We start from the raw sequence: 22,284 nt of genomic DNA, 5'->3' as shown, positions 1-22,284 counted from the left end.
TCGAGGAGAGAGAGCGAGGCGGACGGGGTGCGGAGCGGTCACTTGTCGACGGCGCGTACCACCACGGCCGAGTTGAAGCCGCCCTGTCCGCGGGCGAGGACCAGGGCCGAGCGGACCGCGGCGTGGCGCGGGCGGTCGGTGACCAGGTCGAGGGCGTAGGCGTCGCTGAGACGGGTGCCGACCGAGGCCGGGATCACGCCGTCCCGGATGGCGAGGAACGCGGCGGCCAGATCCAGCGGTGCCGCCCCGGAGTACAGCCGTCCGGTCATTGTCTTGGGCACGCTGACCGGGACCCCGCGGGCTCCGAAGACACCGGTGATGGCGTCGGCCTCGATGCGGTCGAGCTCGGGCAGGGCGGCGCCGTCGGCGAACACCACGTCGATGTCGCGGGCACTCGACTCCGCGTCGGCCAGGGCGAGTTCGATCGCCTTGCGCAGGCCGGGCGGACGTCCGCTGCCGGGCCGGGGGTCGAAGGTGGAGCCGTACCCCGCGATCTCCCCGTAGATCTGCCGGGCTCCACGCTCGCGGGCCCGCTCCAGGTCCTCCAGGACGAGCAGCGCGCCGCCCTCGCCAGGCACATGCCCGCGCGCCGCCGCGTCGAAGGGCACGTACGCCCGCGCCGGGTCGTCGCTGGTGCTCAGCCGGTCCCCGGCCATCTGGGCGACCCAGCCCCAGGGGCAGATCGAGGCGTCGATTCCGCCGGACACCACCAGTGGAGTGCCCTTGCGGATCTGCCGCCGGGCCTGTGCGACCGCGTCGAGGCCGCCCGCCTGGTCGCCGACGACCACGCCGCTGGGGCCGCGCATTCCGTTGCGGATGGAGATCTGGCCGCTGTTGACGGCGTAGAACCAGGCGAACGACTGGTAGGCGCTGACGTACCGACTGCCCTGGCTCCAGAGCGCCTTGAGTTCCTTCTGGCCGAACTCGAAGCCACCCGAGGAGCTCGCCGTGATGACACCCATGTCGTACTCGGGCAACTCGGCGGGATCGACGCCCGCGTCGGCGAACGCCCAGTCCGTGCCGGCCAGGGCGACCTGCGTCATGCGGTCGGTCTGCGGCAGCAGCCGGGCCGGGAGATGCTCCAGCCCGCTGAACTCCTTGATCTCGCCGGCCAGTCGGGCCGGGTACTGCGCTGGGTCGAAGCGGGTCACCCGGCCGATGCCGCTGGCGCCGGCCCGGGTCGCCGCCCAGTAGGCCTCCACACCGAGACCGTTGGGCGCGGCTACACCGAGCCCGGTGACGGCCACCCGTACGGCGGCGCTCATCCGGCGCTCCTTTCGGCCCGGTCCGGACGGGCCAGCACGATGGCGCTCTGGAAGCCGCCGAAGCCGCTGCCGACGGAGAGCACCGCGTCGGTCTGCCAGTCGCGTGCCGTGAGTGGCACATAGTCGAGATCGCACTCGGGGTCGGGGGTGTGCAGATTGGCGGTGGGAGGTACGGCGCCGTGCTCCATGGCCATCGCGGACGCGGCGATCTCGATCGAGCCGATCGCACCGAGCGAGTGCCCGACCATCGACTTGATGGAGCTGACCGGTACGTCGTAGGCATGGCTGCCCAGGCTGTGCTTGAACGCGGCGGTCTCGTGCCGGTCGTTCTGCTTGGTGCCGGAGCCGTGCGCGTTGATGTAGTCGATGTCCTCGGGGTTCAGCCGGGCCTCGTCCATGGCCACCCGGATGGCCTCCGCCATCTCCCGCCCGTCGGGCCGCAGTCCGGTCATGTGGAAGGCGTTGCTGCGGGTCGCGTACCCGGCGATCTCCGCGTAGATGTGGGCGTCGCGGGCCCGGGCGGCGTCCAGCTCCTCCAGGACGAACACGGCGGCACCCTCGCCCAGGACGAACCCGTTGCGGGTGCCGTCGAAGGGCCGTGAGGCGTGCTCCGGGTCGTCGTTGCGCGGAGTGGTCGCCTTGATCGCGTCGAAACAGGCCACCGTGATCGGCGAGATCGGGGCGTCCGCGGCACCGGCCACCATGACGTCGGCGGCGCCCTCCCGGATCAGCTCGGCGGCGTATCCCACCGAGTCCAGGCCCGAGGTGCAGCCCGTGGAGACCACCGTGCTCGGCCCCTCGGCGCCGACCGCCCAGGCCACCTCGGCGGCGAACGAGCTGGGCACCAGGTAGTTGTAGAGGTGGGGCACGGCGTAGGTGTGGTCGACGAGGTCGAGCCGCCCGTTGTCGCTGACGGTCCGGTACTCCTCGTCGAGCCCCATGGTCGCGCCGACCGCGCTGCCGATGGTCACCCCGGTGCGGTGCGGGTCGAGGCCCTCGAACTCCAGCCCGCTGTCGGCGACCGCCTCGCGCGCCGTGACGACCGCGAACTGCGCGGCGCGGTCCATGCGCCGGATCTCCTGCGGGCCGAGCCCGAGCAGCGCCGCGTCGAAGTCGGCCTCGGCGGCCACCTGGGAGCGGAACGGCGACGGATCGAAGAAGCTGATACGGCGGGTGGCGGTGCGCCCGTCGGTCAGCAGGCTCCAGAAGTTCTTGGCGCCCACACCGCCCGGTGCGGTCACCCCGATGCCGGTGATCACGACCCGCCGGCCGCCGGTCGCGGTCACAGTGCGGTCCAGTGGTAGAAGCGCTGGGCCATCGCGTCGGCGGGGGAGCGCCAGGTCGCCGGGTCGTACGCCTCGATGAACGGCTTGAGGTCGTCGCTGATCCCGACGAACCGGGGGTCCGTCTTGGCCTGCTCGATCCGCTCGCCGCCGTCCTCGTTGTCGAAGTCCTGCAGATGGAAGTAGAGGCCCCGGTACGAGAAGAGCTGGCGGCGCCGGGTACCCATCAGGTGCGGCATCTCGGTGTCGTCGAACCCGTTGAACAGACGCGCGACGTCGTCGGCGGATCCGGGCTCCATTCGAGCCACGATCAGCGTGCTGTGCATCTCTCTCTCCTTGTCAGGACGATCGGCGCCAGGACGGCCTTGTGAGCACGGCCGGCGTCAGGACTTCGGGCCCCGCGACGGGCCGAACCAGCGCTCCAGCACCATCGGCAGGTCGTGGTGGCTGCCGGGCGCGGCCCACGCCACATGCCCGTCGGGGCGCACCAGCACGGCCGAGGTGCCGGCCAGCGGGCTGTCGTCGGACAGGCCGTGCGGTGCGGCGGTGACGATGTCCACACGGTCCGACCAGCCGGACGCCCGGTCGCGCAGGACAGCGTTGTCCTCCAGGTCCAGGAGCACGCCCCGGGCCGCGCGCAGCAGTTCGGTGCTGCTGGTCTTGCGCCGGTCGCCGACCAGTTCCAGATGCGGCATACGCAGGCCGAGCAGGGGATGGCGGCCGCCCCCGACGTCGTACCGGATCTCCAGGCCGCTCACCATGCCGGCGAGATGGCGGCTGACCTCCTCGTACCGGATCAGCTCGCGGAGCACGTCCCGCAGCGGCTGCACCTCGTCGCCGCTCAGGAAGAGCAGGCCCTGCGCCTTGGTGTTCATCATCAGGCGCTGTCCGACGGGGTACCGCTCGCCGTGGTAGGTGTCCAGCAGGTCCTCGGGCGCGGTGCCCCGGACGACGGCGGCCAGCTTCCAGCCGAGGTTGGCGGCGTCCTGGATGCCGGTGTTCATGCCCTGTCCGCCGGCCGGGAGATGGATGTGCGCGGCGTCGCCGGCCAGCAGGACCCGGCCGCGCCGGTACTCGGTGACCAGGCGGGTCGCGTCCCCGAAAGCGCTGACCCACACCGGCTCGGCGTGCGAGATGTCGATCCCGGTGAGCCGCTGCCAGGCCGCCGCGACCTCCTCGTACGACGGGGGCTCGGTGCGCCGCTTGGGCGGGGTGCCCCGCTCGCAGACGATGATGCGGGTGATCCCGCCGTCGCCGAGCGGCCCGACCATGACCATGCCGCCGTCCACGGTCTCCCCGATGAGCCGGGGTTCGAGCTCGACGCCCTTGATGTCCGCGAGGTACATCTCCATGGTCGCCGCCGTGCCGGGGAAGTCGAAGCCGACGGCCTTGCGGACAGTGCTGCGCCCGCCGTCGCACCCCACGAGATAGTGCGCCGTCAGCCGCTGTTCGCCGTCCGGCCCGCGTACGTCGACCTCCACACCGTCGGTGGTGTCGCGCACGGCGAGCAGTTCGTGGCCGCGGCGGATGTCCGCGCCCAGTTCACCGGCCCAGCCTTCGAGCATGGTCTCGGTGGTCGACTGCGGCACGGTCTTGGCCGCCTGGTGCACGCTGTCCAGTACGGCGAAGTCGACCGGCAGTCCTCCGAAGTGTCCGGCGTTGCTGGTCCCCATGTCGCCGAAGCGGGGCAGCAGCCCGCGTTGGTCGAAGACCTCCATCGTGCGTGTGGTGAAACCGAGGCCACGCGACTCGCCGGTCCGCTCGGCGAGCCGGTCGACGACGATGACGTCGACCCCCGCCAGACGCAGCTCGGCGGCGAGCGTCAGGCCGGTGGGCCCCGCGCCGGCGACTATGACCGAAGCATCCATGTACTTGTCCTCCGGGCATTTCAGAGAGGAATTGCAGGAGAGGGGTTCGGAATGTAACTGGGGTGTTAATTCGGAACCGAAATAACTGAACCGGCATTAATTTGCCGGGAAACGCCATGCACCGGTTGGTCGACACAGTGCTGCGGAAACTAGTGATTAGCTTCTTCGGAAATCCTCGGAATGTCAAGAGGAGTTTTTCAGGCGGGACACAACACTCCGTCAAGTAATTGTTAAGTCGCACTTGAGGAAGGTGAGACACCGTTTTTGGAGGGCGTAATTCCGGAACGCGCGCCGAGTGTCCGCTGGATGTCCTCGCAGTGGTAGTAGGTGCGCCCGCCCTCCGCTCGCCTACGCCACCGCTGCTCGCTGGCGTGCCGGTACACACTGCCGGGCGGGATGTTCCACAGCCGGGCGATGTCGGCGGCGCCGACCCAGTGCACGCGGGTCTCGTGCGTCAGCATCCGGCTCAGGCTCAGCCATTCGTCGGCGGACCAGCGGTGGGCGGGTGAGGCCTCGCAGCGGATCTCGAGCGGGGTGTCTGCCCGGTGCGGCCGTACGAGGGCCACCAGGCCGCCCTGGCAGTCGGCCTCGACGCAGGACCCGATGGGGACCCGGCGCAGTGGGCTAGGGTCGATCACGCGACGCGCGTCACGCACCAACAGGGCTGTTTCCTGGGACAGTTCAGCGGCTGCCTGATGTGCGGTGAGCCAGTCGAAGTGCCGGGCGAGGAACGCCGCGAGGGTTTCCACGTTCGCCGGCGGAGCGCTGGTCCGGCGCTCCTCGACGACCACGGACGACCAGGACCGCAGCACCCCGGCGATGGCCGACCGGACGTCCGCCGCGGCGGTGTTGAAGGGCAGGCCCGGCAGGGGCCCGCCCGAGGTGCGCTCGCGCGGCCCGTCGGAGCCGCCGAGAAGCCGGCCGCACTCCTCGTGGAGCCGGGGCAGCTGCCGTAGTTCCGCGATCAGGCGGTCCCGGCAGTCCGGGCAGAGCCGGTGCCCCCGTGCGGCGGGCCGGCGGGGCCGGCCCTCGGCCGCGCGACGTTCGCACCGGGCACCCCGGCACACGGTTATTTCCTGGGTCCTACCTGCGAGTACTCGAGTCATTTCCCCCACCACTTCTCGGTGTGGTGAGGCTATTTCCGCGCCTCCGGCACGGCCGTGAGTGAACTCACCTTCTGTGGGGTGCGTGCCGGAAATCTCTTACTTCTCTGATGAATTTGTCGTGGATTTGAACGTGACGGAATTTCAGATGCCCAGGCGTGCGGAGATCCCGTCGAGGACCGACTCGAGGCCCGTCTCGAACTGCCACTCCAGGTCGTCCTTGCGGCTCGCCTCGCGGAGATAGCGCTCGTACGTCGGGTAACGGCCGGTGCCCATCAGCCATGTCATGCGTGGGGCCAGACCGGTGCGCGCCTCGTTCGCGCTGGACCAGCCCTGCTCCCGCATCAGCTCGTTGAGGCCGATCTCGAAGCCCACCGCGCCCTGCACATAGGAGTCGACGGTGCGGAAGACCGCCATCATCGTGTCGGCGTCCAGGTCGAGCCCGTCGAGCGCGGCCAGGGCCCGCTCGGGCACGGCCAGCTGGTTCGGGGTCAGTGTGAACACCGCCGTGCGGGCCACCCATGAGTGCCTCAGGAGCACGGTCCTGGTGCGCAGGGCGAGCGCCCGCATGGCGACCCGCCAGTCCTTGGCGTCCCCGGGCAGCGACAGCTCGCCGTAGACGTGGTCGACCATCAGCTCCAGCAGCTCGTCCTTGCCGGAGACATAGCGGTACGCCGCCATCGGCGCGGCCCCCAGGTCGGCCGCGAGGCGCCGCATGGTGACGGCGTCGAGGCCTTCCGTGTCGGCGATCGCCACGGCGGCCGCTGCGATGCGCTGCGGGGTGAGCGTGGAGCGAGGGGCGGGTGCGGGGCGGTTGAGGCGTTCCCAGAGCGAGACGGTCTCCCTGGGCTCGGACGGCTCCGGCGTCACCTGCTTCTCCTCTTTTCTCCGAGTGGCCATGGGTGAGGTTCCTTCCGGGTGCCGGGGTTGTGTACAACGTAACAGCAGTAGACAACGTACACACCGATGTGTACGTTGTATCTGTAGCGATACGCCGTACACTTCCAGGAGTTCCGCATGAGTGACCTGAACGACAGCCCTCTGCAGGTGGCGGCCCTCGTCGGCAGCACGAGGGGCGGACGCTTCGGTCCGGTCGTGGCCGACTGGCTGCTGAGCCAGATCGCCCAGCGCAAGGACATGGAGGTCGACCTCGTCGACCTGGTCGAGACACCCCTGCCGACCGTCATGCCGGCTTTCGGGGAGCAACTTCCGGACGAGGACATGGCTCTGCTCGGCGCGGTCGCCCCGCGCATGGAGTCGGCCGACGCCTTCATCATCATCACGCCGGAGTACAACCACAGTTATCCGGCGGCCCTGAAGAACGCGATCGACTGGCACAACCCGCAGTGGCACGCCAAGCCCGTCGCCTTCGTCTCCTACGGCGGCATCTCCGGCGGCCTGCGCGCCGTCGAGCACCTGCGGCTGGTCCTCGCCGAACTGAACGCCATGACGATCCGCAACACCGTGAGCTTCCACAACTACGGCGACAAGTTCGACTCGGACGGCAAGCCCCTCGACCCGGACTGCGACGTCGCGGCCAAGGCCCTGCTCGACCAACTGGCCTGGTGGGGAGAGGCACTTCGGGACGCCCGCACCGCTCGCCCGTACACCGGCTGAGACGAAAGACGGCCATGACCAGCGACACGACGGAGACCGGCGGCACCGCGGACACGCCCCCGCAGGCCGCCGGGAAGCTGCCCTACCTCGGCATCTTCGGACTCATGCTCGGCATCTTCCTGGCCACCCTCGACGGACAGATCGTCAGCATCGCCCTGCCGACCATCGTCGGTGATCTCGGCGGCCTCGACCACTTCTCCTGGTCCGTCACGGCCTACCTGCTCACGATGGCGGCCGCCACCCCGATCTGGGGCAAGCTCGGCGACCTCAAGGGCCGCAAGGGCGCCTACATGTGGTCCGTGCTGCTCTTCCTGGTCGGCACCGTCCTGTGCGGACTCGCCCAGGACATGCCACAGCTCATCGCCTTCCGTGCCGTCCAGGGCCTCGGCGCCGGCGGACTGATGGTCGGCGCGCTCTCGGTCATCGGCGTGCTGGTTCCCGCGCACGAGCGCGGCCGTGTCCAGTCGATGGTCGGCGTGATGCTGCCGGTCGCCTTCGTCGGCGGACCGCTGCTCGGCGGCTTCATCACCGACGCCCTCGACTGGCGCTGGGTGTTCTACGTCAACGTGCCCTTCGGTGTCCTCGCGCTGTTCGCGGTCGCCAGAGGCGTACGGCTGCCCAAGGAGCGCTCCGGCGGACGGATCGACTACCCCGGTACGGCGCTGCTGACGACCGCCATCCTCTCGCTCACCCTGCTGGCCACCTGGGCCGGCACCCGCTACGACTGGGGTTCGGCGCAGATCGTGCTGCTCGCCGTCGTCGCTGCCCTGGCCGTCGCCGCGTTCGTCCGGGTGGAACAGCGGGTGGCCGAACCCGTCATCCCGCCGAGGCTGTTCCGCAGCCGTGACTTCGCCCTCGCCCAGACGCTCAGCTTCCTGGTCGGCGCCGTACTGGTCTCGGTGATCAACTACCTGCCCCAGTACATGCAGTTCGTGCAGGGCTCCACCTCCACCGTCAGCGGCATGCAGATCCTGCCCCTGATGATGGGCATGCTGGCGGCGCAGCTGACCACCGGGCGGCTGATGGACCGCGGCGGCCTGGAGCGGGTGGTGCCGATCACCGGGGGCGCCGTCACGGTCGTCGGCGCGCTGCTGCTGCTCCTGCTGGACACGGACACCCCGGTGTTCGTCGCCTCGGCCCTCACCCTGGTGCTCGGCATCGGCGTCGGCATCCTGATGCAGAGCACGCTCCTCACCACGATGAACACGGCACCGCCGCGCGACATGGGCGCCGCCACCGGAACGGTCACGCTGCTGCGCACGATCGGTGGTTCACTCGGCGTCGCCGCGCTCGGAGCCGTGCACCTGGGCCGTATGACGGACGAGCTCAGTGGCCGGCTGGGCGAGCGCGGGGCCGAACAGCTCACCTCCGGCAGCGAGTTGACCCCGTCGTCGGTCGACGGGATGTCCGGTCAGGTGCGCGTTGTCGTCCAAGAAGCCTTCACCAGCGGACTGCACGGCGTCCTCATCGGCACCGCCCTGCTCTCGGCCGTCGCCTTCGCCCTCGCCTGGTTCGTCCGTGGGACTCCGGCCCCCAAGACCCCCGAACCCGCCGGGGATTCGCGGCCTGCCCAGGTCCCCGCGACGACCACGGACTGACACCCCACGTTCTCGCTCCGCGTCCTCCTTCTTCTTCTTTCCCACCGATCCCGTCAGGCGCCCCCGCGCCCCGACCGAAAGCAGACCCTTCATATGTCGACCACCTCCGCCGAGCGCGCCAAGGAAGTCCTGCTGCGCCCCTTCACCCTGGGCAGCCTCACTCTCGCCAACCGGATCGTGATGGCACCGATGACCCGGGAGTTCTCGCCGGGTGGCGTACCGGGCGACGACGTGGCGGCGTACTACGCGCGGCGCGCGGCGGGCGGCGCCGGCCTCGTCATCACCGAGGGGACGTACATCGGCCATGACTCGGCCGGCACCAGCGACCGCGTCCCCCACATCTACGGCGAGCAGGCCCTGGCAGGCTGGGCCGAGGTGACGAAGGCGGTGCACAACGCGGGCGGGAAGATCCTGTCGCAGCTGTGGCACGTGGGCCTGGACCGGAAGGCCGGTTCCCCGCCCGTACCCGAGGCCCCGAGCATCGGCCCCTCCGGCATCGCTGTCGACGGCACGCCCGTCGGCCGCGCCATGACGCGGACCGACATCGACGATGTCGTCGCCGCCTACGCCGCGGCGGCGGCCGCCGCCGAGCGGACCGGCTTCGACGGCATCGAGGTGCACGCGGCCCACGGCTATCTGATCGACCAGTTCCTCTGGGAGCAGACCAACCACCGCACCGACGCGTACGGCGGTGACCTGGGCGCCCGTACCCGGTTCGCCACGGAGATCGTCGCCGCCTGCCGCGGGGCGGTCGCCCCGGACTTCCCGATCACCTTCCGGTTCTCGCAGTGGAAGATGGGTGCTTATCAGGCCAGGCTCGCGGGATCGCCGCAGGAGCTCGAAGCCCTGCTCGCCCCCCTGTCGGACGCCGGGGTGGACGCCTTCCACTGCTCGACCCGCCGCTTCCACCTGCCCGAGTTCGAGGGATCCGAGCTCAACCTCGCCGGCTGGACGAAGAAGGTCTCGGGCAAGCCCACGATCAGCGTCGGCTCGGTCGGCCTCGACAACGAGTTCATCGAGGTGTTCCAGGGGAAGCCGGGCTCGGTCGCCGGGATCGACGCGCTGCTCGACCGGGTGGAGCGCGACGAGTTCGACCTGGTGGCCGTCGGCCGCGCACTGCTCGGCGACCCGGAGTGGATCACGAAGATCCTGAGCGGCCGGACCGAGGAACTCCAGCCCTTCCACATGGGCCTTCTGGGTACCCTGCACTGAGCCCGTTCACGCTTCAAGAATTCCAGGTGACCGCATGCGGCACTGATTACCCGAGTAATCCCGCAATCAACAATCGATCACGGCCACTCTGGCCGAATATGCACTTCTGATATTGCCTCATGTTTCCCGGATGGTTCGGCTCCCTCATTCTCGCTGGCATGTCAATAGCTATTATTTGACTTTTCATCGAGCGGTTTGTAGCCTTCTGGGAGCGCGACTCGATGCCCGCTTATCTGGCATAACATGGGGGAGTATCGGATGAGCAATCAGTCCACGAAATTTCTCGAGCCCGCCATTCCGCAGCAACTGGCCAATCGCCGCGCGCCAACGCCGTCGCGCCCAGTGAGCCAACATGCCCAGACACATCCGCCTATACAGGCCCAGCAACTACCGCCCATCCAGGCCCAGCCTCAGCTCCGCAAGGCGCGAGGGGTGTTGCGTGTCCTCGTTGTCGAGAGCGGGGCGCCCGCGGCCCAGTCCCTGGTTCTGAGCCTGGTCAGGCACGGATACCAGGCCGTGAGCGTGGACACCGGAAGTAAGGCGCTCCAGAAGTACCGGGAAGCGGATGTCCTGCTCATCGACCTGGACCTGCCCGACCTGGACGGCATCGAGATCTGCCGTTTCGTCAGGGCCGCGTCCGGGGTCGGAATCATCGTTGTCACGGCCCGCGACACGGAACTCGACCGCGTGCTCAGCCTCAAGGCGGGCGCGGACGACTATGTGGTGAAGCCCTACAGCCTGCCCGAGCTGATGGCCCGTATCGAAGCCGTCATGCGGCGGGTGCGCCCGCTGCCGCTGACCACCGAGGTGATCAGCAGTGGCCCGCTGCGGATCGACTCGCGCACCCGTGAGATCCGGCTCGGCGACGAGCCCGTCGAAGTGACGCGCAAGGAGTTCGACCTGCTCTATCTGCTGGCCTCCCGGCCGGGCAGCGTCGTTTCCCGAAAGCAAATCATGACCCTGGTCTGGGGCGATTCCCGATCCCAGCCGGGTCGCACGATCGACACGCATGTCAGTAGCCTCCGCAGTAAACTCGGATCCAGCAGCTGGATCATCACGGCCCGCGGTGTCGGTTTCCGATTCGGCCATGCGTAAATTGATCCCGTGTATTTCCGTGAATTCGAAAATAATCGCTCGGGAAGAAAGCGGTCTCTTTTCGCCCGACGCATAACATGAACTCTCGGAGAGACTCTCGCCGACATGCACCGGCGCAAACGACGAGCCCGCGGCCCCATGGGACGCGGGCTCGTCGCATGAGGCAGGGAGCCTACCGGCTGCCGCGAGTCGGCCTCGGCGGGTGTCTTCCTGATCGCGAACGTGGAGGCCGGGGCGGAAGGAACCGGCATCCGGCTCCGCCCCGGCCTCCACGTTCGCGATCCGATCGGCCGGCAACGCGGGCCCCTGGTGACCGATGGCTCGACGCCGACGCCGACGCCGACGCCGACGCCGACGCGGCCGTGCCGCCGCCTCGCACCGCATTCGGTTCCATGGGCACGCCGCCTACACAACACCCGTGGCGGCCACACCACCTCTGCTGGTCGGGGCCCGTCCTCGGATGACACGACACTCGGACAGCACCCCGGTCCAGAAGTGCACAGGCTCCACGCCACATTCGTCCTCCGGCGGCGGCCGTCACGCCACCGTCCGAACCGCGTACCGCCGGTGCGGACCGAGGACTTCGACCGCCACGCCGGCGCGGAGACGCCTTGCTTCGGCCCGCCCACGTGGATGAGTGAGCACGCTCGGGTTCGCCCCTCGGGCGAGGGATCCCTCGCTGCCACCCGCTCGCGCAGGAGGCCCGATCGTGCCGTCTCCGAGGCCTGGGCAGCTGCCCATGTTGCCTACCCCGGCGGCCGCACACGCACAGGCGCGAGCGCCGGACCCCGCTCACCCGGGTGCACCGGGTGCCGTTGTCCGGCGCCGCGCCGGCCCACTTCGCCGGAGGGTTATGCGTTACGCCCGCGCCGTACCGCCTCGAGTCCCAGCACTCCGGCCGCGCCCACGACGACGTGCATTACGGCGAGTGAAGCCGCCGTGCCGCCGTCGGTCTCGCTCGTGAGGGGGCCGAGAGCGGTGAGGACGCCGAGCGCTCCGGACACGATCTGACCGACTCGCAGCAGCACCGGCTTCCAGCGGGCCGCGAACGCGGCGGCCGTGACGCCGAGCGCCGGCGGTACGAACGAGGCGAAGATGACACCGCCGGCGACGATGTCGTCCGCCTTGCCGTTGAGCTCCAGGGTCAGGGAGGCCCCCGCCGCGTCGGCGATGAACAGGACGATCAGGTTGACGGCCGTCGCGACGAGGGCACTGCCCACCGCGGCCTGCCACAGGGGCAGTCCGCGCCCCGCGCGAGCCGTGGGGGAAGAGCTGATCTCGGCGGGGTTGCTGCTGGTCATGGAAGGGTCCTCCGGTTGGTGAATGAGGGCGTGGGGGGTCAGGACGGGTTCAACGAGAGGCCGTGCCTGAAGACGTTGAGCGGGTCGTACGTGTTCTTGACCTGCTGCAGCCGGGGGTGGTTGTCCTTGTAGAGGATCGTGTACCAGGGCACACCCGAGGAGTTCTGGTACGGGTCTCTGATGTCCACGTCGGGATAGTTGACGTACCCGCCGTCCTGCTGGTCGTTCGGGACTGGGAAGCCGCCCGTGGCGCTGTGGACGCCCTTGCGCAGCGTTCTGATCCACTCGACCTCGGCCGCGTCGGCCGACGGCTCGGACCAGTTGGTCGAGTACCAGACCTTGAAGATGGAGTCCCGCTGGGCCACCGCGGTCGCCGCCGACGACACCGTGTTGATCTTGCAGCCGTATGCCGCGAGGTACACGAGACCGGCCCCGGTGGAGTGCTCGGGATCCGTCAACGACCGGTACACGACGCCGACCTGAGCTGCCGTCAGCGGCTTGCGCAGATGCCCGCCGATGGACTTGTGCCGGGAGTACGTGCCGAACGGGGGCGTCGGCTCGGTCGCTGCCTCCACCCAGGGCATCTCCCGTGTGTCGACCGTCGGCGTGACACCGACACCGGCCGACACCGCGGCCAGGTAGTCGTCGAACAGCTTCGGGGTGGCGGCGAGCGTCGCGTCCATCCGGATTTCCAGCACGAACGACCCGACCAGCGACGAACGCAGTTGGAAGGAGCTGTGCATGGTGGCGTACGGCGAGTTGGGCCCGCTGTTGGCCGCGTGCCAGGCACCGTGGTTGAGCAGCAGCCGGGTGAAGCCGGCCTCCGTGATGTCCGACCACTGCCAGGTCACAAGGGACTTGCGCATCCGGGCGGGCGGCTTGGGCAGCAGCGCGGTGGGGGCTCCCGACGCGCCCGGCGTACGGAACCAGAACTTGGTCACGATGCCGAACTGACCGCCGCCACCACCGGTGTGCGCCCACCACAGGTCGCGGTTCGGGTCGCTGCGACGGCTGGTCGCGACGATCGTACGAGCCTTGCCGTCGCTGCCCGCGACCACCACCTCGACCGCGTACAGATGGTCGACCGACAGTCCGTAGCGCCGGGACAGAGGTCCGTAGCCGCCGCCGGACACATGCCCGCCGACACCGACCTCGGGGCAGACGCCGCCGGGCAGGGTCACGCCCCAGCCCTCGTACAGTGCCTTGTAGACCTCGCCGAGCCGGGCGCCGGACTCGACGGCGAACGCGTTCATCGAGCTGTCGAAGTAGACCCGCTTCATCTCCGAGGTGTCGACCAGGAGACGGAACTGGGGGTCGTCGACCAGGCCGTCGAAGCAGTGGCCGCCGCTGCGTACGGTGATCCGCTGGTCCTTTCGGATCGCCTGGGCGACCGCCTTCTCCACCTGGGAGGCGTTGTGCACCAGCCAGATCTCGTCCGGGGCGGCCCGGAAGCGGGTGTTGTAGCCGCGCCCTGCCAGCTCGGCGTAGCGCGTGTCGCCGGGTCTGACGATCACCTCGGGCGGCACGGCCGCGGCGGCGGTCGTGCCAGCGTGGGCGGCCGGTACCACGGCGGACAGGCCCGTCGTGGTACCGGCCACAACTATCGAGGAGCCAAGGAACGTGCGGCGCGAAACCATGTCGAGCACTCACCCTTTTCTCAAGTACGTGGAATTTCTCAAGTACGTGGAACGGCTGGAGACTGCCGCCAGCCAAGCAGGGGCTCCGCGCGGTCCGGGCACAGTTGACACGGATCTGTCATAGCTCCGTACGAAACCTGATGCTCAGACCCAAACCCGCAAAAGCCCGCCCCTCCCGAAGAGTCACTTGGCGGGCCGCTGTCGCCGCGGGCCACGACGGGCGGTCGGGCGGAGGACGTGGGGGCAGGTCAGGGCATCTGTCGCGAATCCCGTACCGGACGTGTGCTCACGACCGCTCCGGCTGCCACCCCAGCGCACGCGAGATGCCGCGTGCGGCGAGCCGTACCGCCGGGATCAACGCCGGTGTCTGCGCGTCGCGTTCGGGCACCACGACCGAGACGGCCGCGGCCACCGAGCCGTCCGCACCGCGGACGGGTGCGGCCACCGACAGGGCGTCGTCGGTGATCTGACGGATGCTCACCGCCACGCCCGCGCGGCGGACTTCGGCGAGGACGCGGCGCAGGGTGGCCGCGTCCGTGATGGTGTGCGGGGTGAATCCGGCGAGTGGTCCGCCGCAGTACGTCTCCTGGAAGCCGGCCTCGCAGTGCGCGAGGAGCGCGAGGCCCACGCCGGTCGCGTGCAGTGGCCAGCGGGCGCCCACCTGGATCTTCACGCCCACGGCCGAACGGCCGGAGATCCACTCGATGTAGACGACCTCGGAGCCGTCCCGGACCGCCAACTGCACGTTCTCGTGCGTGGCTTCGTACAGGTCCTCCAGATACGGCAACGCGATCTGCCGCAGCGCGAGACCGCGCGGGGAGAGCGCCGCGATCTCCCACAGGCGCAGGCCCACGTGGTAGATCCCGGACGCGTCGCGCTCCAGGGCACCCCAGTCGCTGAGCGCTCCCACCAGCCGGTGGGCGGTGGTGAGGGAGAGCCCGGCCCGGCGGCTGATGTCCGTGAGGGAGAGCGCCGGGTGGTCGTGGTCGAAGGCGGCGAGCACGGCGAGGAGACGGTCGGGGGCGGAGGGCGCGGTCATCGGCCGGGACCGGTCATGAGTCGAGGCCGGTCATGAGCCTGGGCCGGTCATGTGTCGAGCTCCGCTTCGGCGACCCGCTGCAGCAGTGTGTGCAGGGTGTCCCGCTCGGCGGGGTCGAGGGGCTGGAGCAGGTCGTTCGTCACCCGCAGGCCCGCTTCGTCGGTGTCGCGCAGGAAGGCGCGGCCGTCCTCGGTCAGTACGACGATGCGGCTGCGGCGGTCGTCGGGCGAGGGGCGGCGCTCGGCGAAGCCCAGCTTCTCCAGGTCGTCGACCAGACCGACGATCGCGCTCGGGTCGTAGCCGAGCCGCGAGCTCAGCTCCCGCTGGAGCGCGCCCTCGGAGGTGGCCAGGAACCGCAGCAGCGCGTAGTGCCGCAGCCGCAGCCCCGACTCCTGGAGGAACGTGTTGAACAGCTGCCCCGACCGCAGTCCCAGCCGGTAGAGCAGGTAGCCGGTGTCCGCGTGCAGTCCGCGCATCCACGGCTCCTGGGCGTCGATGGAGGCGGGGGGCGAGGCGTGCTGCTGGCCGGCGATGGCGGGCTCCCTGGGCCGGGCCCCCGCGGGGGCGGTGCGTACGTGTTGCTCACAGCATGCCGCACGGACGAGTCGGCAACAACTATTGACGATAACAATGATTGTCTTTAGCTTCGATCTCGTACTGCTCCGATCTCGTAGCCGTCCTGCCTTCCGCAGGTGATCCGTTTCTCGAAGGGACCGTCGTGCCCAGCATCGATCTCACCGGCAAGGTCGCCGTCGTCACCGGCTCCGGCCGTGGCCTCGGCCTGGCCTATGCGCATGCCCTGGCCGCCGCCGGCGCCTCCGTGGTCGTCAACGACGTGGACGAGGCCGTCGCCGAGCAGGCCGTCAAGGCGATCACCGAGGCGGGCGGCACCGCCGTGGCCGAGGTGGTCCCGGTCGGTACGACCGAGGCCGCGGAGCGGCTGGTGGGCCGCGCGGTGGCGGAGTTCGGCCGCCTCGACGTCCTGGTCACCAACGCGGGCATCCTCCGGGACAAGGTCCTGTGGAAGATGACCGACGAGGACTTCGACGCGGTGATCACCACCCACCTCAAGGGCACCTTCACCTGCGCCCGCGCCGCCGCCGTACGCATGCGCGAGCAGGGCGAGGGCGGCACGCTGATCCTGGTCGGCTCCCCGGCCGGCCAGCGCGGCAACTTCGGCCAGACCAACTACTCCGCCGCCAAGGCCGGCATCGCCGCCATGGCCCGTACATGGTCGATGGAGCTGGGCCGCGCGGGCATCACCGTCAACGCGATCGTGCCGGTGGCCGCGACCGCGATGACCGAGACCATTCCGGTCTTCGCGCCCTACATCGAGGCCATGCGCGGCGGCGAGCCGCTGCCGGAGTTCCTCCGCAAGGGCGAGGGCTTCGGCACCCCCGAGGACTGTGCCGTGCTCGTCCCGTTCCTGGCCTCCGAGGCCGCCCGCGGGGTGACCGGCCAGGCCATCGGCATCGGCGGCGACAAGGTCGCCCTGTGGTCCCACCCCCAGGAGATCAAGGCGGCGTACGCTGACGGTGGCTGGACCCCCGACTCCCTCGCCCACGTCTGGCCGGCCTCGCTGGGCGCCGAGCCGCAGTCGGTCGGCATCCCCGCCCCGAAGTTCCCGGAGGCGTGACCCATGACGACCATCGACGTCGAGGAACTCGTCGCGATCGACGTCCACACCCACGCCGAGGTCTCCTCCAAGGGCACCTCCTCCCTGGACGACGACCTGCACGAGGCCTCCAGCGCCTACTTCAAGGTCGAGGGCAAGCGGAAGCCGACGCTTGAGGAGACGGCCGCCTACTACCGTGAGCGGAAGATGGCCGCCGTGATCTTCACGGTCGACGCCGAGTCCGCCACCGGCACCGAGCCCGTCCCGAACGAGGAGGTCGCCGAGGCGGCCGCCGCCAACGCGGACGTACTGATCCCCTTCGCCTCCATCGACCCCTTCCGCGGCAAGGCGGGCGTGAAGCAGGCCCGCCGCCTGGTCGAGGAGTACGGGGTGAAGGGCTTCAAGTTCCACCCCAGCATCCAGGGCTTCTTCCCCAACGACAGGTCGGTCGCGTACGAGCTGTACGAGGTGATCGAGGAGACCGGCACGATCGCCCTCTTCCACACCGGGCAGACGGGCATCGGCGCGGGCGTCCCGGGCGGGGGCGGGATCCGGCTGAAGTACTCCAACCCCCTCCACGTGGACGACGTCGCCGCGGACTTCCCGCACCTCAAGATCATCCTGGCGCACCCGTCGTTTCCCTGGCAGGACGAGGCCCTCGCGGTCGCGACCCACAAGCCGGGCGTCCACATCGACCTGTCCGGCTGGTCGCCGAAGTACTTCCCGCCGCAGCTCGTGCAGTACGCGAACACGCTCCTCAAGGACAAGGTGCTGTTCGGTTCCGACTACCCGGTCCTCACCCCGGACCGCTGGCTGGCCGACTTCGCCAAGCTCTCCATCAAGGACGAGGTCAGGCCGAAGATCCTCAAGGAGAACGCGGCCCGGCTGCTCGGGCTGACGAAGCCATAACGGGCAGCCATGTGCAACGAAGGACAGAGGCACCCCATGTGCGACGAAGGACAGGGGCACGGACATGCGTAACGAGGGACTGGGGTCGTGGCCCGCACGCCGGGCCCGCAAGACCCCCCACCGCACCGCCCTGATCCACGGCGACACGACGGTCACCTACGCCGGGCTGTACGAGCGGACCACCCGCCTCGCGCACGCCCTGCGCGCCTCCGGAGTGCGCCGCGGCGACCGGATCGCCTACCTCGGCCCGAACCACCCCTCCTACCTGGAGACACTGTTCGCGGCGGGCACCCTCGGGGCGGTCTTCGTCCCGCTCAACACCCGCCTCGCCGGGCCCGAGATCGCCTACCAGCTCACGGACTCCGGGGCCAAGGCCCTCGTGTACGGGCCGTCGTTCGCCGGCCTGGTCGCGGGACTGCCGGGCAACAGCGACGTCCGTACGTACGTCGAAGTGGGCGCCGAATACGACCAGTTGCTCGGCGGGGCCCCCGACGAGGCGATCGACGAACCCGTCACCGCCGACGACACCTGCATCATCATGTACACCTCGGGCACGACCGGCCGGCCCAAGGGCGCGATGCTCACCCACGGCAACCTGACGTGGAACGCCGTCAACGTCCTGGTCGACCAGGACCTGATCGCCGACGAACGCGCCCTGGTCTCCGCCCCGTTGTTCCACACGGCCGGGCTGAACATGCTCACCCTGCCGGTCCTCCTCAAGGGCGGCACCTGCGTCCTGGTCGAGGCCTTCGACCCGGCTGCCACCTTCGACCTGATCGAACGGCACCGGATCACCTTCATGTTCGGCGTGCCCACCATGTTCGAGCACGTGGCCCGCCATCCGCGCTGGGCCGACGCCGACCTGTCCTCCCTGCGCATGCTCAGCTGCGGCGGCTCACCCGTGCCGACTCCGCTCATCGCCGCCTACCAGGAGCGGGGCCTCACCTTCCTCCAGGGCTACGGCATGACCGAGGCCTCGCCCGGCGTGCTCTTCCTGGATGCCGAGCACGCGGTGAGCAAGGCGGGTTCGGCGGGCGTGCCGCACTTCTTCAGCGACGTCCGTGTCGTACGGCCCGACCTGGCCCCCGCCGAGATCGGCGAGACCGGGGAAGTGGTCGTACGCGGACCGCACGTCATGCCCGGCTACTGGGGGTTGCCCGACGAGACCGCGGCCGTGTTCCACGACGGCTGGTTCCGCAGCGGGGACGCCGCCCGGATCGACGAGGACGGCTATGTCACCATCGTCGACCGCCTCAAGGACATGATCATCTCGGGCGGCGAGAACATCTACCCCGCCGAGATCGAGGACCAGCTCCTGGCTCACCCCGACATCGTCGAGTGCGCGGTCATCGGCGTGCCCGACGAGAAGTGGGGCGAGGTGCCGCGCGCGGTCGTCGTGCCCCGGGAGGACGTCGAGCTCGACCCCGACGAGGTCCTCGCGTCCCTGGCCGGACGCCTCGCCAAGTACAAGATCCCGAAGTCGGTGGTGCTCGCGGACGAACTGCCGCGGACGGCCTCCGGCAAGCTCCTCAAGTCCCGGGTGCGTAAGCGGTACGGGACGCGATGACCCTCCCAACTCCCCTCAAGGAACAGGCACTTATGAGCATCACCGTGAACGGCATCGACGAACTCAAGAAGCTCGCGGGCAGCGACCTCGGCACGAGTGAGTGGATCGAGGTCACCCAGGAGCGCGTCAACACGTTCGCCGATGCCACGGGCGACCACCAGTGGATCCACGTCGACGAGGAGAAGGCCAAGGAGGGGCCGTTCGGCGCGCCCATCGCGCACGGTTATCTCACCCTCTCGCTGTTCATCCCGCTCTTCACCGAGCTGCTGGACGTGCAGGGCGTCACGACCAAGGTCAACTACGGTCTCAACAAGGTGCGGTTTCCCTCGCCGGTGAAGGTTGGCTCGCGTATTCGGCTCGTGGGGAGGCTGGCGGATGTCGAGGACGTGCCGGGGGGTGTGCAGATCACTGTTGACGGGACGATCGAGATCGAGGGTGCGCCCAAGCCTGCGGCGGTGCTGCAGAGTTTGTCCCGGTTTTATGTGTGAGGGCTCTGCTGGTGCCGGGCGACGACGGGTCGTGTGTCGGCTGCGGGCCGGTGGGGGCTTGTCGCGCAGTTCCCCGCGCCCCTGAAGGGCGCTCAAACGCCCGGTCGTACCGGCACCAGGTCCAGTAGCCGGTCCGCCGACTCCCGTGCGAGCGGGGTCAGTTGGGCGTACACCGTGTGGAACGTCTTCTCGGCCTGTTCGGCGGGCCAGTCGTCCGGGAGGTGTTTGACCGGCAGGCGCGGATCCCCGCGGATGATCTGCAGCCACTCCGTCGACAGGCGCAGGCGGAGTGCGAGCGCCTCGTCGGCGGCGGGCTCCGTCGTCTCCCAGTGCTGCCAGCGGTGCGTGAACGCCTCGTAGCGCGTGGCCAGTTCGTCCAGTTCCCAGGTCTCCTCGATCATGGCGCCGATGTCCATGCCCGCGTCCGCGTGGGCCCGGAAGATCTTCACATGGGCGGACAGGCCGAGTTCGGTGACGAGCGCGGAGACGTCGACCTCGCCGGGCGCGATCCACAGCCCGCCGAACAGCGGGCCGAAGCCGCTCCACGTCAACTGCGCGCGCAGATCGTGCCGTTGACGCTGCCAGGACTCCGGGAGCGAGAAGCCGAGCAGCGTCCAGGAGCCGTCCCACTGCCGGTTGACGGCCCCCTCCTCCCAGATCCGCTGCTCGCCGTCCCGTAGCACGGCCTCCGAGCGCTCGGTCAGCCCGAAGTACATACGGCGTCCCTCGCGCTGCCGCCTGAGCAGATCGCGGCCCACCATGCGCGTCAGCGTCGAGCGGGTCGCGTGCTCGCCGACGCCCGCGCGCCCGAAGACGTCGATGACGCTCCCCGAGTACACGCAGACGTCACGACCGAGCACCTGGTCGCCCAGGAACGACAGCATGAGGGACTGGGGCCGCAGCGCCTCGTCAGTGGTCACCGGCCCACGGTACGCCCGTCGATCAGCTCGTGACCAGGTAGTACGGGCGCACAGGCCGCCCCAGTACGTGCAGCCCCCGGACCGGCCTCACCGGTGGCCGGCGACCTCCACGAAGACGGGGTTGGAGTAGAACCACGTGTCGAGCCACGGATCACCGTCGCCGGGCGCGTGCGGGATGGGCCCGTGCGGGTCGACCGACGCGCCCAGGTACCCGGCGCCGTGCCGGTTGCCGTCGCTGCCGCGCAGCCGCACGTAGAAGGACTCGTCCCCGGCGGTCAGCGGGATGCGCAGGGTGTACGTGCCCTTGCGGCCGGACACGTCCGCCGTGTGCACGACCTTGGTGGCCGGCGCCCGCCAGTCGTCCCGGTCGGCCGACGGACCGCGCACCGCGCCGCGGATGACGTCCACATGGGCCAACTCGGGCAGGATGTCGTGCGGGTTGGGCCGCGAGGCCGTCGTCACGGTCACGCTCAGGGTCAGCTTCTCGCCCTTGCGCACCCGCAGCCGACTGCCGAGCGTGACACCCCGGCCGTGGTCGCAGTCCCGCTTCAGCCGTACGTCGAGACCGTCGAGCAGATGCCCGTGGTCGAGCCAGACGCGGCCCGCGCGCAGGCCCGCCATCACCGCGCGGTAGCCGTAGCGGGACACGCCGACGTGCGTGCGGCTGAACTGGCCGGGCCAGAAGTCGCCGCCCGGCTGCGGCTCGGTGGTGTTGACCGGGTCGGGCAGCCGGCCCGTGTTGTCGAAGTTCTGCCCCGGCAGCCAGTCGCCGTTCTTCCAGGTGTCGAACACCACCCGGTGCACATCGGAGTTGGTGGTGATCGTGAACAGCCTGCCCTCGGAGAGCATGGCGTCCCACATGCCGCCGACGGTCGCCGTCATCCAGTCGAAGCCGCCGTAGGTGACGTAGGCGTCCGTCGGATAGCCGGGCCAGGAGTCCGCCGACGGCTTGTTCTCGTACTCGCCGCGTATCGACGTCGGACCGCGCCAGCCGGGGATGGCACCGCCCTGCGCACCCGGCGCGCCCTCCATGCCGATCATGATCTCGGGGGCCGCGTCCCGCCAGTTCCGCATCTCGTGCGGGGAGTCGATACCCAGGCGCATCGGGTGGTTGGCGAAGACCAGTACGTCGTCCACGTAGCCCGAACGGCGTTGCGCGGCAAGCCACTTGATGGCGTTGACGGCGTGCGCCTCGTTGCGCGGGGTGTCGGGGTGGGTGGGGCCGCCCGCCGTGTAGCCGAGCAGCTTGCCGTCGTAGGCCAGCTCGAACTTCGTGAGCAGGTCCACCTCGTGGCGGCCGGGCGCCGCGAAGATCGTGCAGTGCTCGGCGCCCGGGATGTACCACTCCAGGCCCTGGAAGATCAGCTGACGCGGGTTCGCCGCACGGGCCTTGAGGATCTCCTCGTGCTCCAGCTTCGCCCCGTACTGGGCGTGCCCGAAGTTGGAGTGCTCGTTGAACACCATCCAGTCGAGGCCGTACTTGGCGCTCGCCTGGGCCAGTTGGGAGAACGTGTACTTCGCGTCGTGGCTGTAGACGGAGTGCACATGGTGGTCGCCGACGAGGTAGGCGAGGCGCGGGTCGTTGCCGCCGAAGCCCTTCGCGCTCGCCACGGCGGGTGTCGCCAGCGATCCGGCGGCGAAGGCGGCGCCGAACAGGCCCGCACGGCACATGAGTTGACGTCGGGACACGCCCTGCGCGTCGAGGGCGGCGGGGGAGACGGACGGATCTGCCCAGGCGGGCAGCTGCTGCTCGGTCATGGTCTGGTG

20 protein-coding genes are annotated in these 22,284 nt (G+C 69.8%); 8 read left to right on the top strand and 12 right to left on the bottom strand.

Features of this window, described 5'->3' with window-relative positions:
* Positions 1-38 precede the first annotated feature (38 nt).
* From ACIBEI_RS04620 to ACIBEI_RS04595, 6 genes are all read right to left on the bottom strand, one after another.
* A complete protein-coding gene (locus tag ACIBEI_RS04620) occupies positions 39-1,265 on the bottom strand; it encodes a ketosynthase chain-length factor (protein WP_398884953.1) in 1,227 nt (408 codons plus the stop codon).
* Positions 1,262-2,551 (bottom strand): beta-ketoacyl-[acyl-carrier-protein] synthase family protein, encoded by a 1,290-nt coding sequence (locus ACIBEI_RS04615; protein WP_398884951.1) that lies wholly within the window; start codon positions 2,549-2,551, stop codon positions 1,262-1,264. Before ACIBEI_RS04615 ends, ACIBEI_RS04620 begins: the two co-directional genes overlap by 4 nt.
* On the bottom strand, positions 2,548-2,874 hold the full coding sequence (locus tag ACIBEI_RS04610; protein WP_398884950.1) for a TcmI family type II polyketide cyclase: 327 nt from the start codon (positions 2,872-2,874) through the stop codon (positions 2,548-2,550). Before ACIBEI_RS04610 ends, ACIBEI_RS04615 begins: the two co-directional genes overlap by 4 nt.
* A gap of 57 nt (positions 2,875-2,931) precedes the next feature.
* Positions 2,932-4,416, bottom strand: a complete 1,485-nt coding sequence (locus ACIBEI_RS04605) for an FAD-dependent monooxygenase (RefSeq protein ID WP_398884948.1) — start codon at positions 4,414-4,416, stop codon at positions 2,932-2,934.
* A 230-nt stretch (positions 4,417-4,646) separates the two neighbouring features.
* A complete protein-coding gene (locus ACIBEI_RS04600) occupies positions 4,647-5,522 on the bottom strand; it encodes a hypothetical protein (protein ID WP_398884946.1) in 876 nt (291 codons plus the stop codon).
* Between the two features lie 141 nt (positions 5,523-5,663).
* Positions 5,664-6,419: a TetR/AcrR family transcriptional regulator gene (locus ACIBEI_RS04595; protein WP_398884944.1), complete on the bottom strand. Its 756-nt coding sequence runs from the start codon at positions 6,417-6,419 to the stop codon at positions 5,664-5,666.
* A gap of 117 nt (positions 6,420-6,536) precedes the next feature.
* On the opposite strand from ACIBEI_RS04595, the gene ACIBEI_RS04590 reads away from it, so the two are divergent.
* The 4 genes from ACIBEI_RS04590 to ACIBEI_RS04575 all read left to right on the top strand — a co-directional run bounded on the left by ACIBEI_RS04590 (position 6,537) and on the right by ACIBEI_RS04575 (position 11,041).
* A complete protein-coding gene (locus ACIBEI_RS04590) occupies positions 6,537-7,136 on the top strand; it encodes an NADPH-dependent FMN reductase (RefSeq protein ID WP_269647247.1) in 600 nt (199 codons plus the stop codon).
* Between the two features lie 14 nt (positions 7,137-7,150).
* The gene (locus ACIBEI_RS04585; protein WP_398884942.1) at positions 7,151-8,734 is read left to right on the top strand and encodes an MDR family MFS transporter; all 1,584 of its coding nucleotides are present in this window, start codon (positions 7,151-7,153) and stop codon (positions 8,732-8,734) included.
* A 93-nt stretch (positions 8,735-8,827) separates the two neighbouring features.
* Positions 8,828-9,946 (top strand): NADH:flavin oxidoreductase, encoded by a 1,119-nt coding sequence (locus ACIBEI_RS04580; protein WP_398884940.1) that lies wholly within the window; start codon positions 8,828-8,830, stop codon positions 9,944-9,946.
* 258 nt (positions 9,947-10,204) lie between these two features.
* Entirely contained in the window at positions 10,205-11,041 is an 837-nt protein-coding gene (locus ACIBEI_RS04575) for a response regulator transcription factor (RefSeq protein ID WP_398884938.1), read from the top strand.
* 851 nt (positions 11,042-11,892) lie between these two features.
* On the opposite strand, the gene ACIBEI_RS04570 is transcribed toward ACIBEI_RS04575, so the two are convergent.
* From ACIBEI_RS04570 to ACIBEI_RS04555, 4 genes are all read right to left on the bottom strand, one after another.
* The gene (locus tag ACIBEI_RS04570; protein ID WP_359711793.1) at positions 11,893-12,342 is read right to left on the bottom strand and encodes a DUF6069 family protein; all 450 of its coding nucleotides are present in this window, start codon (positions 12,340-12,342) and stop codon (positions 11,893-11,895) included.
* 38 nt (positions 12,343-12,380) lie between these two features.
* On the bottom strand, positions 12,381-13,979 hold the full coding sequence (locus ACIBEI_RS04565; RefSeq protein ID WP_398884936.1) for an FAD-binding oxidoreductase: 1,599 nt from the start codon (positions 13,977-13,979) through the stop codon (positions 12,381-12,383).
* Between the two features lie 286 nt (positions 13,980-14,265).
* Positions 14,266-15,018: an IclR family transcriptional regulator gene (locus ACIBEI_RS04560; RefSeq protein WP_398884934.1), complete on the bottom strand. Its 753-nt coding sequence runs from the start codon at positions 15,016-15,018 to the stop codon at positions 14,266-14,268.
* 47 nt (positions 15,019-15,065) lie between these two features.
* A complete protein-coding gene (locus ACIBEI_RS04555; protein ID WP_398884932.1) occupies positions 15,066-15,494 on the bottom strand; it encodes a MarR family winged helix-turn-helix transcriptional regulator in 429 nt (142 codons plus the stop codon).
* A 242-nt stretch (positions 15,495-15,736) separates the two neighbouring features.
* On the opposite strand from ACIBEI_RS04555, the gene ACIBEI_RS04550 reads away from it, so the two are divergent.
* From ACIBEI_RS04550 to ACIBEI_RS04535, 4 genes are all read left to right on the top strand, one after another.
* Entirely contained in the window at positions 15,737-16,654 is a 918-nt protein-coding gene (locus ACIBEI_RS04550) for an SDR family NAD(P)-dependent oxidoreductase (RefSeq protein WP_398884930.1), read from the top strand.
* 12 nt (positions 16,655-16,666) lie between these two features.
* On the top strand, positions 16,667-17,542 hold the full coding sequence (locus ACIBEI_RS04545; protein WP_398885125.1) for an amidohydrolase family protein: 876 nt from the start codon (positions 16,667-16,669) through the stop codon (positions 17,540-17,542).
* 64 nt (positions 17,543-17,606) lie between these two features.
* Positions 17,607-19,109, top strand: a complete 1,503-nt coding sequence (menE, locus tag ACIBEI_RS04540) for an o-succinylbenzoate--CoA ligase (protein ID WP_398884928.1) — start codon at positions 17,607-17,609, stop codon at positions 19,107-19,109.
* A 32-nt stretch (positions 19,110-19,141) separates the two neighbouring features.
* Positions 19,142-19,597, top strand: coding sequence for a MaoC family dehydratase (locus ACIBEI_RS04535; protein ID WP_398884926.1), 456 nt, complete (start codon positions 19,142-19,144; stop codon positions 19,595-19,597).
* A 92-nt stretch (positions 19,598-19,689) separates the two neighbouring features.
* Here ACIBEI_RS04535 and ACIBEI_RS04530 read toward each other — a convergent pair whose 3' ends face one another.
* Both ACIBEI_RS04530 and ACIBEI_RS04525 read right to left on the bottom strand, forming a co-directional pair.
* Positions 19,690-20,517 carry a PaaX family transcriptional regulator C-terminal domain-containing protein gene (locus tag ACIBEI_RS04530; protein ID WP_398884924.1) on the bottom strand — a complete coding sequence of 276 codons (828 nt, stop codon included), beginning with the start codon at positions 20,515-20,517 and terminating at the stop codon, positions 19,690-19,692.
* Positions 20,518-20,604: 87 nt separating this feature from the next.
* The gene (locus tag ACIBEI_RS04525) at positions 20,605-22,275 is read right to left on the bottom strand and encodes a PHP domain-containing protein (RefSeq protein WP_398884922.1); all 1,671 of its coding nucleotides are present in this window, start codon (positions 22,273-22,275) and stop codon (positions 20,605-20,607) included.
* Positions 22,276-22,284: the final 9 nt, after the last annotated feature.

It is taken from the genome of Streptomyces sp. NPDC050988 (assembly GCF_044456225.1).
Lineage (GTDB): Bacteria > Actinomycetota > Actinomycetes > Streptomycetales > Streptomycetaceae > Streptomyces.
The sequence above is the reverse complement of the archived record's forward strand: the minus strand, read 5'-3'. Positions and strand labels throughout refer to the sequence as shown.